Raw genomic sequence first — 12294 nt, 5'->3', positions numbered from 1 at the left:
GGCTATATCCCTGATTAAATCTAGCTTGTAGCATTTTTTGTCCCCACGCCAGGTCTTGAACTTAAAATATTTTCGACAAATGCTCTCATATCGAACTCAGGTTAGGGTAAATACTTTTGGACGACACCCCAACCACTTAAACTGACAAAAACAAAGCCAATCAATAGTAGGATGTTGGTTCCAATGTGCAACCATCGCATTCTAGGTTTTTCTCGGCTAATTTGCGTTGCTGCCACAGCAGAAATTAGTACCAAAAAAACGGTTAAGAATCCAGCGATTAAATGAGAGGAATGACCTAAACTGCCGTAGTGTCCCAATGTTCCCACCAATCCAATCACCAGTAATAGTAACACTAAGACTACCATAATCGCCCCAATAATGTAGTGGACAGGGCGTAACCATAAAGGAGAAGAATCTCGAGTATTTCTACCATAAAACATCCATCCCCCCGATAATCCTAGTAATAAGTACGCAAATAGCGATAAACCCATTGACCAGGCAGCTATTTTCCATAGCCATAAAAAAGATGGTAAATTCATAATTAGTAGTTAATTCTTTCTGAGTTTTTTATTTTTCCTCACCCTCCAACATTTTACCCGATAACTGATCACTAAAAAGCAAAAAAAAAAGCCCCAATGGGGCAATCTCAGCTAGAACTTTTCAATCATGAATGAATTGTCATTATTCGACTTTCTAAACTAATGCAGCTTTTAAATCGGAGAGTGGATGATTGTTTTTATCGCTTGTTTGTATGGTTTGCTTTTTATCAGTAGAAGCAGTGACAGAAACAAATTCTTTCTCTATTTCGTCATCACTCCCATCCCTTACACAAAGACGCTCACACGGAATGGTATCTGAGATAATAGCACTAGCCATCATTCCTGTATGGATCTCTAGTTGTGCCTCGGCCAAAGCTTCAAATATAAGGCGTTGTCCTGGGAAAACAACTCGCTCAAAATACCAATTTTCTATGTTGGTAATACGAGCAACTTGAATCTGATTGGTCGCGTTTACATAGCAGCAAAGTAAGACGTTTCTTTGCCCAGTGGGAATTGGATCAAGGATCTGAGCCATAATAATTGAGGCAACTTGTTTTATGATTGTTCATTTCCCCTTTACCCTAGCACTCAGTGATCCCCGTTAGCTGTAATCAATATTACATTCAATATTTTTCTAGACAGACTAGATCATACTATTACGGTGTTATAGTACAATTTACCTAACAATACTCAGGTATTCTAACTTAAGTAAAAAGCCCTATTCAAGCCACTATCAGCCGATCGCAATCTATATTCTGTACTTGATGCTTAGCAACAACTTTTTAAAAGTTAAGATATATTACAACCTCTCAGTTGTCTAAATGTTGAAATATAACTTTACAAAAATGGGGATCACTCAACTGGTAGGGGATAGAGAGAACATTTTTAATTACGATCAGACATTACATTCTGTCAACTCTTCGGCTAAATTAATAATTAGTCAACACAAGTGTACTGGAGGAAATTGAACCAATCGTGTCTATTCTCCTTATACTTACTGATCATACTATTGTACTATCTTAATTAAGACTCGGGTTAAGTAGGTGGGCATTACCCACCCTACTATTTAGATTTTAGCTTCTTCTTTGACTAATTTTTCCCATCCTAATTCTTTGAGGTTATTGTTACGACGCAAGGGACGAGTTGCTAACTCTAATATATCTCTTGCATTGGTAAAGCCATGAATTTGTGCAAAGGTAAATTCTACAGACCATTTCGTATTTATTCCTCTTGCTTCTAATGGGTTAGCGTGGGCCATTCCTGTAATAACAAGGTCAGGTTGTAACTCATAAATGCGTTGAACTTGATTATAATTGTCAGGTTTCTCGACAATTTTAGGCACAGGTACATTCATTTCTTGGCAAGTTTTTTCGAGAAAATCTAATTCAGCTTTTTGGTAACGCTTATCCATATAAGGAATACCAATTTCAGGACAAATCATACCACAGCGAATTAAGAAACGGGCTAAAGAAATCTCTAATAAATTATCACCCATGAAGAAAACAGATTTACCCCGAATCAGTTTCAGATAGTCTTCTAAACTCTCCCAAATTTTTGCTTCTCTTTCTTCCAAACCTTGGGGTTTAATGTTGAAAACAGAACAAATTTTTTCGATCCAAGCACGAGTACCATCGGGACCAATAGGGAAAGGTGCCCCAATTAATTTACACTTACGACGACGCATTAAAGTAGTAGCAGTTCGTGATAAAAATGGGTTAACACCACTAACAAAATAACCCTCATCGATCACAGGTAATTCTGTATATCTTTTTGCAGGTAACCAACCATCAATTTTTATACCTTGCTTCTTCAATTCTAGGGTTAAATTAGTAACAACGGGATCTGGTAAAGATCCAAATAAAACTAAAGGTGGATGTTCTTGATATTCTGATTCTTCTTGTTTAATATCTTCTTTTTTTCTGCCAAAGTTTAATAGTTTATGGATAGAATTTCTTTCTTCTTTTTCTGCTTCTACCTTGACATTTTTGGGACATTTATGAGCCATGGCCGCTAAGACGGTATCTTCCCCTTGAGTGAAGGCATAGTCTAGTCCATTTGCTCTTGCTGTAACAATAGGAATACCGATTTCAGACTCTAGTTGAGGGGCTAATCCTTCTAAGTCCATTTTAATAATTTCAGTGGTACAAGTACCGATCCAAACAATTACACTGGGGTTGCGATCACGCTTGATTTGCAAACACAATCTTTTTAGTTCCTCGTAATCTTTTAGCTGAGCAGAAATATCCCCTTCTTCTAATTCTGCCATCGCATAACGGGGTTCAGCAAAAATCATCACCCCCATTGCATTTTGTAGGAAGTAACCACAGGTTTTTGTTCCAATCACTAAGAAGAAACTATCTTCTATTTTTTGATATAACCAAGCGACACAACTAATGGGGCAAAAGGTATGATAATTGCCACTTTCACAGTCAAATTGTAAGGATGTAGGTTCTTGTAGTGCAGTCATGATTTAAAATTCTCCTTGACTTAATTGTTGTCTCATTCGTTCCATTTCTTCGGTTTTTGAAGAGTTTGATTGTGTTTTTTTAGCTCTTTCTTCTGCTTTTTATCTCAGTTTTTGATCCAAATCGAGATAATCTATTTCTAAAACTTTAAGTATGCTCCTAGTAGCTTTGTTCCGTTCAGAAAAATGCTCTAAAAACTCTTGTACTTTTGATTCTATTACAGATATAATTCCTAAGATAATGAGAAATCACTCGTACCTTTGAATTCCAGAAAAACTGATCAATGATAACTCATTAAACTATCATCAAATCCAACTCCTCTTCTTGAGTTTTTGGGGCTTGAGGATTGAGATAGAAATCAGACAGTAAACTAAATAATTCTCTGTCTTGAGCATCATTAGGAACAACTCCTTCTGGTAGAGCTAATAATTGATCAGCAACGTTTAAATAATAATTGCAAACATACTCAAGAGAAGGGTCATTATCTGCCATTTCAAATAAGGTTTGTCCCTTAACCCGTGATACCCTAATATCCTCAATTAAGGGCAGAATTTCTAGCACCGGCATGGGAACTCTTTCTACATATTTATCAATTAAATCACGCTTAGAAGTACGATTACCAATTAATCCGGCTAAACGTAAAGGATGGGTGCGCGCTTTTTCTCTTACTGATGCGGCAATACGGTTAGCAGCAAACAACGCATCAAACCCATTATCAGTAACAATTAAACAATATTGAGCATAGTTCAAAGGTGCAGCAAACCCACCACAAACTACGTCCCCTAATACGTCAAATAAAATGACATCGTACTCATCAAACGCATTGAGTTCCTTGAGCAGTTTCACTGTTTCTCCTACCACGTAACCTCCACAACCTGCACCGGCAGGAGGCCCACCTGCTTCTACGCAGTCAACCCCTGCATATCCTTTGTAAATAACGTCTTCTGGCCAGATATTTTCGTAGTGAAAGTCTTGTTCTTGTAAGGTGTCGATGATGGTGGGAATGAGAAACCCAGTTAATGTAAATGTACTATCGTGTTTGGGATCGCAACCGATTTGTAGTACCTTTTTACCTCGTTTAGCCAATGCTGTAGAGATGTTGCAACTGGTGGTGGATTTTCCGATACCACCTTTTCCGTAAACTGCGAGTGTTAAAGTCAATGGTTTAGTCTCCTGGGATGAAAATAATGCTTGTTATGACTGGGTTATAACCGCAGCCTGTTTGTCAACTTCATTAATTGCATTATGGAGCAACGGGTTAACATTTCCAAGGAGAGTAAAGGATAGATTGACTAGTATTTAAAATAAAAATACTGAATATTAAAGCAAAAATAGCAAAAATAGTTATAGAATTCTTTTCAAAGTTTTATAAGCAATTTAATTAGTTTTTGTGTTCTGTATTTTAATAATTAGGAACAATATAAAAATTTGCCAATTTAAGCGATCGCATTTTTTGAATTCAAGATCCTTAAAACCTCTATCAAAAAGGCTTTACAGCGATTTATAATGGCAATATTATCCTAGTACAAAATAGCTTAAAATTAAGTAATGTAACAAAAAATGGGTATTTTCTCTACAATAAAGAGACTCAAAAGAAGGTCAAAAAGAATTTTATAAAGAATAGTTACAATTTCTTTTTTAGGGGAATAAACTGATCTTTATTCTCAACAAGTAATTATAATCAGGTGAGCAAAACGAGCAATTGAATTGTCATTTTGCTCCTATTTTCCATCAACTTCTGGCAATATTGTCTATTTATCTCCCTGGAGCCACGAGGACTAACAGCAGTTTTCTTATGCATAGATTATGAACTTTTTAGCTTCGAGGTAGAAGGCAAATGAACCAAAAACAAAAGAAAAATATTTTATCAACAAACAAATCTTAGTTATTATATTCAACTACTACACTTCCTTAATAGCTTAGTAGGGGCTTAACATTAGTAAGCCCATATCACAAATTAATTAGGATCAGGATTGCTTTGAGAAGGAATTAATGGGTTAGAATTCTGTTGAGGATTTAGTAAAGGGTTGGATTCTTCTTGAGCCTCTGGAATAATGAGGGGAAGAGGTTCCTCAGACTCTGGGTTAACTTCTTGTGACTCGGTGGGAGTTGACTGGGTAGGAGGTGGTGCAGCCTGAGCTTGCTTCATTTGTTGGAGAACTTGTTGATATTCCTCATTATCAGGGACTAAAGTTACTAATTTTTCCATAGGAGGAATAGCTTGAGCTAAATTTTGGGCTTGTATTTGTGTAGCAATTAAAGCTCTGAGTGCCTGTTCTAAACCCTGCTTAGCTGTCGGGTTATCTGGTTCTCTTTGAAGAACGGCCTCGTATCCCTCTACCATAGATTTTAACCTTTCCTCGGGGGAAGTATCCATTCCCGAATGACCCTGGGAATGAGAAGAGGAGTTTTGTCTAGAGAAAAATCCTCCAGCAGTCATAGTTACCAGTAGAGCAAGACCCGATACAATAACAATTATTTTCTGAACAGACTTATTCATATTATTGGTTTGTATATAGTTAACTTTAAGTTCTTTCAGTGTATCCTATTTCTCAGAGGTCACTAAGCTGAGTTCGGTGTTAAGTCTTTTTTTACTAAGGCTATTCCTTTCGAGGAGTTACCAGTTACCAGTTATCACTTATCAGTTATAGTCTAAGCTTAATTTTACTCCCTATCCTTTAATTCTAAAATTCCGGACATGAATGACTTCCCAAAGGATTTAGTTTATAAATACTAATTATGGAAATAATCTCCCAAAAAGAATTTGACTCAATAGTTGTTCCACTGTTTAATGGGGGATTAACAACAGTTGTGCAAATAGGAAAGCACTATTATAGATTTATTTCTCAAAGGTTTGATTACTTAAAAGTCATCTCAAATTATTATTTTGATGATTCTAGTTGGTATAACATCCAACCAATGGAGCTACAACAGGCTATCATAAATGCTTCTTCTCATATGGGAGATGATTTTATCTACTTATCATTTGTCGGTTATTCTGAGGTTGTTGACCCTAACACTCCACTCAATTTTAAAATTCCGATTGATGAGTTTTTAACCGAAGAGATATATTTTCTTAAAATGCGAGCAGAAAAACTTATCGATCAAAGTTTTTCTAAAGTTTTAGTATACTCTCCTCAAGGATTATGGGCTGCTTTAACAGGAATGGATTATTATGGGACACTGGGAATGACCAAAGACTTTTTATATTTAGTCAGAAGTATTTATCCTCAGTTAGATGAAGAATTAGACCGACAGTTATTTGATTTTATTCGATGGTATAATGATGACCCTCATATACCTGATGAATGGGAATATATACCAGGAGATACTCAGTCCTGCCGTGGTTGGTGTAAAGGTTTAATGGAATATTTATGTAGAATAGAAATTAGTACAGATACTAAAAATTCCAATAACGATATTGATTTAATTCAGATTTACAGAAATATGACAATTTAGTATTTCTCTACAATTAAGCTGTTGTGCATTTAAAACACTTATTGATAATTTTAGGATAAACGCTTAAATCCTTTCTCCCTGCTCCCTAAATTAATTATTCAGTTTGCAAGGTAAGGTTTTTTTGTTCTGTTATGAAATCTAAAAATTGTGGGAACATTTGAGATTGATGATGAAACCCCAACCATAGTCAATTGTAAAAGTTTTGTTATCATTTCATTTTCTTAGGCACAAGAACCAACGACAATAAGAATATTGCCACAGCCATAAGGAGAACGCTACAATGTCTTATAATGCTAGGAGTCGCCTCATCACCGAAGGGAGTCAACGCACCCCTAACCGAGCTATGTTGAGAGCTGTAGGTTTTGGAGACGAAGATTTTACTAAACCTATCGTTGGGGTGGCTAACGGATTTAGTACCATTACCCCTTGTAATATGGGGATTAATGACTTAGCTAAACGCGCTGAAGCAGGGATTAAAAGTGCGGGGGGTATGCCCCAAATGTTCGGCACCATTACCATCAGCGATGGTATTTCTATGGGTACAGAAGGCATGAAATATTCCCTAGTGTCACGGGATGTCATTGCTGATTCCATTGAAACTGTTTGTAATGGTCAAAGCATGGACGGAGTGATTGCCATCGGTGGATGCGATAAAAATATGCCAGGAGCGATGATAGCTATGGCAAGGATGAATATACCTGCCATATTCGTCTATGGGGGAACAATCAAACCCGGTCACTACAACGGGGAAGATTTAACGGTGGTTAGTGCCTTTGAAGCGGTAGGTCAATACAGTGCAGGTAAGATAGATGATAGCACATTATCGGCTATCGAACGTAACGCCTGTCCCGGTGCCGGGTCTTGTGGAGGAATGTTTACTGCAAACACCATGTCTTCCGCTTTTGAAGTAATGGGTATGAGTTTACCTTATTCTTCAACAATGGCTGCAGAAGACAGTGAAAAAGCAGACAGCACAGAAAAGTCGGCTTTTGCCTTGGTGAATGCCATTCGCAACCAGATTTTGCCCAGGGACATTTTGACCCGAAAGGCTTTTGAAAACGCTATTTCGGTGATTATGGCTGTGGGGGGTTCCACTAACGCGGTATTACACCTTTTAGCCATCGCTAACACCATGAATATTCATTTGACTTTAGACGATTTTGAGACAATTCGTCAACGGGTTCCCGTATTATGTGATTTGAAACCATCGGGACGCTATGTTACCGTTAATCTGCATCAAGCAGGGGGTATTCCCCAGGTGATGAAAATGTTATTAAATCATGGTTTGTTGCACGGAGATGCGTTGACTATTTCTGGTCAAACTGTAGCAGAAATTTTGACCAATGTGCCGGATGAACCCCCTCACGATCAAGATGTTATTCGTTCTTGGAATAACCCTGTTTATAAAGAAGGACATTTAGCTATTTTAAAAGGTAATTTAGCCACGGAAGGTTCTGTTGCTAAAATTAGTGGGGTAAAGAATCCTATAATTACAGGACCAGCAAGAGTATTTGAGTCAGAAGAGGAGTGCTTAGAAGCAATTTTGGCAGGAAAAATTAACGCAGGCGATGTTATTATTGTGCGTTACGAAGGACCCAAAGGTGGGCCAGGAATGCGAGAAATGTTAGCACCAACCTCTGCTATTATTGGAGCCGGTTTAGGGGATTCTGTGGGCTTAATTACCGATGGTCGTTTCTCAGGAGGAACCTATGGTTTAGTGGTTGGTCATGTGGCCCCTGAAGCTTATGTCGGTGGAACCATTGGGTTAGTAAAAGAAGGGGATAGTATCACTATTGATGCCAGAGAAAAGTTACTACAAGTCAACGTTTCTGAGGAAGAATTAGCCCAACGTCGTAGCCAGTGGAAAGCACCAGAACCTCGCTATAGAAGGGGAGTATTAGCAAAATATGCCAAGTTGGTTTCTTCTAGTAGTTTAGGGGCAGTTACTGACTTGAATTTAGGTTAAAGTTTAGGTGGGCTTTGCCCACCTGATAGGATGATATAATTAATAACAAATGCTTTTTTTATGGCTACTCACCGCTTAATTATACTAATTATTGGCTTAAGTATAATTCTGGGATTAATCATTTGGTTAATTACCTCTATTTATCGACTCTATATACAAATTGCTTTTACTTCTCCTCTATTAGCTAATTTTCTAATTTTTATGATTATGGGATTATTAGGATTGCTAATTTATGGATTTATTTATTACTTTAATATTTTTTCATCTAAGGATTCTCGCCGTTACAAAAAAAGTCGTCCTCATTTAAAATTACCCGAACAAAAAACCGAAGCTGCTCAAGAAAATTTACAAGCAATTCGTCGCCAACTAGACACTATTCAAGACAAAGTTGCACAAAAATCCTTATTAAATCGTTCCCAAGAAATTGCCAATAATTTGAGTAGGGGGGAATTAAAAGTTGTTATCTTTGGGACAGGTTCTGCTGGAAAAACCTCCCTTGTTAACGCTTTATTGGGGGAGATTGTCGGGGAAGTTCAAGCAACAATGGGAACCACAAAAATAGGGGAAACTTATTGTTTAAAATTAAAGGGAATATCTAGGGAAATTTTGATTACAGATACCCCTGGTATTCTTGAAGCAGGGATGGAAGGAAGCGAACGAGAAACCTTAGCTAGACAGTTAGCAACGGAAGCAGATTTATTATTATTTGTGGTTGATAACGATCTAAGACAATCTGAATATAAACCCTTACAAATTTTAGTAGATTTGGGCAAGCGATCGCTACTTGTTTTTAACAAAGTTGATCTCTATACAGAAGAAGAAGAAAATCAAATTATAGACCAATTGAAACAAAAAGTAACATCCATTATTCCCGAAAAAGACGTTATTTCTTTAACTGCCAATCCTCAAAAAATAACCTCACAAAATGGGGAAATAGTGCAACCTTTACCCAATATTACTCCCCTAATCAAAAGACTTGCGGCTGTGCTTAGAGCAGAAGGAGAAGACTTAATTGCTGATAATATTTTACTGCAATCTCAACGGTTGGGAGAAGAAGCAAGGCAGCTTATTGATCGTCAGAGAAAACGGCAAAGTGAGCAAATAATTGACCGCTATCAATGGATTAGTGCAGGGGTAATTGCTGTTACACCTTTACCTGTAGTTGATATGTTAGCAACCGCCGCCGTTAACGCACAAATGGTAATGGAAATAGGACAGGTTTATGGTTGTGAAATAAATAGGGAACGTAGTAAAGAATTAGCTCTATCTTTAGGTAAAACTTTAGTCAGTTTAGGAGTAGTAAAAGGTGCGATTGACTTGTTAGGAAAAGTCCTACAACTCAATATAGCAACTTATTTAGTAGGGAAAGTAATTCAAGGGGTAACAGCAGCTTATTTAACCCGTATTGCTGGTAAAAGTTTTGTGGAATATTTCCGTCAGGATCAAGACTGGGGTGACGGAGGAATTACAGAGGTAGTACAAAGGCAGTTTCAACTGAGTCGCAAAGACGAATTTCTCAAAGCTTTTGTCAAAGATGCTATTACTAAAGTGGTGCAACCCTTATCAGACAGTTGGGAAGAAGACACAGAAGACACGAAACCCCTCAAACACCCCCCACTGCAACAAAAAGCTGTATTGGAAGATGACGAGGATGATTGGTAACCTGAGTTTGGTGTTAGGAGTATAGGTCTTTTTTGACGATATAATAGGTATTTGAGACTCATGAACTTGATATATTTTCGATAATTTTTCTTATATCCAACTCAGGTTGGAAAGTTTTATCAACCTGTCATCTCCTTAAGATTAACCTTGGTGAGTTACATTTGATCTAAATTTGATATAAGATCAATGAATAGACCGGTTATTTATCAGGAACATAGTTCGTTATGGATAGTGCCATTACTCAATTAATTTTTCAAACACTCAGTGCATTTCTTAATATCTATTTGGTATTAATCTTTGTTCGTATACTTTTGTCATGGTTTCAAAGTGCAGAATGGGCTTTAAGTGTCATGTCTTTTTTAAGTCCCATTACCGACCCTTATCTTAACATTTTTCGCTCCGTTATTCCCCCGTTGGGTGGGATCGATTTTTCTGCAATTTTAGCAATTTTTGCCTTACAATTTGTTTCTCGCGCAGTCAATAGTCTCTACTATTCTAGCATGACAGGATTCTAAATGATGACGAAAAACCCCATCTATTAAATGTAGATGGGGTATTCTTTTCTAAAAAATAGGGGTTACTTTTGTGGTAAAACCAGAAGCTTTAAACTTCTTTAACTTTAAGGGAGTTGGTTGGTTAGCAGGAACCGTAATTCTTACCTCAAAATCACTTGTTCCTGGAGGAACTTCTGCAATAGAACCCACACGACTTCTATTCTGTAAAGCAGGTTCGTTATTAGCATCTAAAATGCGTCCAAAAACATCAGCATCGTAAACAGTTTTTCCAGAAGGATTCTTCGCTTTTCCTGTGATAATATAGCAATCAGCAGGAAGACTTGAACCTCCACTGGTAACGTTTCCTTCTGCTAATTCTGGTGGACAATCTTTATAAGATACATCCAGTAATTGAATATTGGTTAAAGCAAGTGCTAGTGGACTCCATAAGCTGGTGAGTAGGAAAAATACACACCCCATTATTATAGCGATCGCACAATTTTTTATAGACTGCAACATTAATGGTTCCCTCAACTTGTGGTCTAAAGATAATATGGGTTTCTTAATTATTATAATAACAAAACCAGTCATCTTAAGTTCTAAATTTCTTTCATGGTTCGCCGTTCTATTCAGTGTTTACCCATTCTTTTAGCTGTCTTTTTATTAACAGTTTCTGTTATAATTATTAGCCATGAATTTAAAGATCATAATCCTTTAGACATTTTACACTACTTAGCTGCACTCACCACAACTCGGAAAATTGGCGTAATTGCTTTGACGAGTTTCGGCTATTTTATCATGACAGGCTACGATTTTTTGGGATTCCATTATATTAGTGAACGATTAAAACCTTCTAAAATTATTCTCACTGCTTTTATTAGCTATGCTATTGGTAATACAGTGGGTTTTGCGGTGTTATCAGGAACAGCTATTCGTTATCGTTTTTATGGAATTTGGGGAATTTCTAAGGTTAAGATTGCTCAATTAATGATTTTTATCAACATTAATTTTTGGCTTCGATTATTAGGAGTCAGTGGTGTTGTTTTTTTGATTTATCCCTTGAGTTTACCAGATGTTTTAAATTTGCCTTTTAAATCTGCTTATTTCATAGGGTTTATTTTTTTAGTTTTGGTTTCTATTTATTTGATTATTAGTTATTTGAGAAAAAGACCCTTTCAGATTGGTTCTCAGCTTATTAATTTTCCTTCTACTAATGTTTCATTAACTTCTATTTTCTTGGCTTCAATGGATTGGGGAGTTGCTTCTGGTGTATTATATTTATTACTTCCCTTATCAGGAATAATATCATTTCCTGGTTTTTTTGGTATTTATATTTTAGGATTAACTGCTGGTTTACTGAGTACAGTTCCTGGAGGATTAGGGGTTTTTGAAACAGTAATTTTATTTTCCCTGCCTAATACTATTCCTCAAGCTAATATTTTAGGGGGATTAATTGCCTATAGAGCTATTTATTATTTTTTACCGTTGCTTGTCGCTATGGTTTTACTGATTTTTAAAGAAATACAACAACAAAGAACTTAGATTTAATATATTATATTAGTTGATTTTTTAAATCATAATATCTTCTAGAAGGACAAGTACTTTTACATTTTGTTAGCTTTTAATTGTTTCCTCACATTAAATTTTGATTAAGACTATTGTTGTTTGTTTTTCTATTTTTTCTTTAAACTTCCCTACTTCTGCGTTAG

At 36.5% G+C, this 12294-nt stretch carries 11 protein-coding genes; 5 read left to right on the top strand and 6 right to left on the bottom strand.

Annotation, left to right across the window (positions count from 1 at the left end; all coding sequences use genetic code 11):
- Positions 1-101 precede the first annotated feature (101 nt).
- The 5 genes from P9B04_RS13320 to P9B04_RS13300 all read right to left on the bottom strand — a co-directional run bounded on the left by P9B04_RS13320 (position 102) and on the right by P9B04_RS13300 (position 5504).
- Positions 102-539 (bottom strand): DUF4079 domain-containing protein, encoded by a 438-nt coding sequence (locus P9B04_RS13320; RefSeq protein WP_342055478.1) that lies wholly within the window; start codon positions 537-539, stop codon positions 102-104.
- A gap of 154 nt (positions 540-693) precedes the next feature.
- Positions 694-1074: a DUF1830 domain-containing protein gene (locus tag P9B04_RS13315; RefSeq protein WP_342055477.1), complete on the bottom strand. Its 381-nt coding sequence runs from the start codon at positions 1072-1074 to the stop codon at positions 694-696.
- Positions 1075-1605: 531 nt separating this feature from the next.
- Complete coding sequence (locus P9B04_RS13310; protein WP_342055476.1) at positions 1606-3006, bottom strand: ferredoxin:protochlorophyllide reductase (ATP-dependent) subunit N; 1401 nt, start codon at positions 3004-3006, stop codon at positions 1606-1608.
- Between the two features lie 292 nt (positions 3007-3298).
- Complete coding sequence (bchL, locus tag P9B04_RS13305) at positions 3299-4165, bottom strand: ferredoxin:protochlorophyllide reductase (ATP-dependent) iron-sulfur ATP-binding protein (RefSeq protein ID WP_342055475.1); 867 nt, start codon at positions 4163-4165, stop codon at positions 3299-3301.
- 796 nt (positions 4166-4961) lie between these two features.
- Positions 4962-5504: a tetratricopeptide repeat protein gene (locus tag P9B04_RS13300; protein ID WP_342055474.1), complete on the bottom strand. Its 543-nt coding sequence runs from the start codon at positions 5502-5504 to the stop codon at positions 4962-4964.
- A 239-nt stretch (positions 5505-5743) separates the two neighbouring features.
- Here P9B04_RS13300 and P9B04_RS13295 point away from each other — a divergent pair, with 239 nt between their 5' ends.
- From P9B04_RS13295 to P9B04_RS13280, 4 genes are all read left to right on the top strand, one after another.
- Positions 5744-6463, top strand: coding sequence for a hypothetical protein (locus P9B04_RS13295; protein WP_342055473.1), 720 nt, complete (start codon positions 5744-5746; stop codon positions 6461-6463).
- A gap of 280 nt (positions 6464-6743) precedes the next feature.
- Entirely contained in the window at positions 6744-8429 is a 1686-nt protein-coding gene (gene ilvD / locus P9B04_RS13290) for a dihydroxy-acid dehydratase (RefSeq protein WP_342055472.1), read from the top strand.
- A 60-nt stretch (positions 8430-8489) separates the two neighbouring features.
- A complete protein-coding gene (locus P9B04_RS13285) occupies positions 8490-10091 on the top strand; it encodes a YcjF family protein (protein WP_342055471.1) in 1602 nt (533 codons plus the stop codon).
- A 224-nt stretch (positions 10092-10315) separates the two neighbouring features.
- Positions 10316-10606, top strand: a complete 291-nt coding sequence (locus P9B04_RS13280; RefSeq protein WP_342055470.1) for a YggT family protein — start codon at positions 10316-10318, stop codon at positions 10604-10606.
- Positions 10607-10654: 48 nt separating this feature from the next.
- On the opposite strand, the gene P9B04_RS13275 is transcribed toward P9B04_RS13280, so the two are convergent.
- Complete coding sequence (locus P9B04_RS13275) at positions 10655-11065, bottom strand: hypothetical protein (protein ID WP_446718002.1); 411 nt, start codon at positions 11063-11065, stop codon at positions 10655-10657.
- Between the two features lie 132 nt (positions 11066-11197).
- Between P9B04_RS13275 and P9B04_RS13270 the strand changes: the two genes are divergently transcribed.
- Positions 11198-12127 (top strand): hypothetical protein, encoded by a 930-nt coding sequence (locus tag P9B04_RS13270; protein ID WP_342055468.1) that lies wholly within the window; start codon positions 11198-11200, stop codon positions 12125-12127.
- Positions 12128-12294: the final 167 nt, after the last annotated feature.

This window comes from Crocosphaera sp. Alani8 (assembly GCF_038442745.1).
Classification (GTDB): Bacteria; Cyanobacteriota; Cyanobacteriia; order Cyanobacteriales; family Microcystaceae; genus Crocosphaera.
This window is presented reverse-complemented; position numbering and strand designations above follow the sequence as displayed.

Bases quoted from the DNA above. Each gene is read 5' to 3' on its own strand.
- P9B04_RS13320 (WP_342055478.1), bottom strand. From the start codon at position 539: ATGAATTTACCATCTTTTTTATGGCTATGGAAAATAGCTGCCTGGTCA.
- P9B04_RS13315 (WP_342055477.1), bottom strand. From the start codon at position 1,074: ATGGCTCAGATCCTTGATCCAATTCCCACTGGGCAAAGAAACGTCTTA.
- P9B04_RS13310 (WP_342055476.1), bottom strand. From the start codon at position 3,006: ATGACTGCACTACAAGAACCTACATCCTTACAATTTGACTGTGAAAGT.
- P9B04_RS13300 (WP_342055474.1), bottom strand. From the start codon at position 5,504: ATGAATAAGTCTGTTCAGAAAATAATTGTTATTGTATCGGGTCTTGCT.
- P9B04_RS13295 (WP_342055473.1), top strand. From the start codon at position 5,744: ATGGAAATAATCTCCCAAAAAGAATTTGACTCAATAGTTGTTCCACTG.
- ilvD (WP_342055472.1), top strand. From the start codon at position 6,744: ATGTCTTATAATGCTAGGAGTCGCCTCATCACCGAAGGGAGTCAACGC.
- P9B04_RS13285 (WP_342055471.1), top strand. From the start codon at position 8,490: ATGGCTACTCACCGCTTAATTATACTAATTATTGGCTTAAGTATAATT.
- P9B04_RS13280 (WP_342055470.1), top strand. From the start codon at position 10,316: ATGGATAGTGCCATTACTCAATTAATTTTTCAAACACTCAGTGCATTT.
- P9B04_RS13275 (WP_446718002.1), bottom strand. From the start codon at position 11,065: ATGGGGTGTGTATTTTTCCTACTCACCAGCTTATGGAGTCCACTAGCA.
- P9B04_RS13270 (WP_342055468.1), top strand. From the start codon at position 11,198: ATGGTTCGCCGTTCTATTCAGTGTTTACCCATTCTTTTAGCTGTCTTT.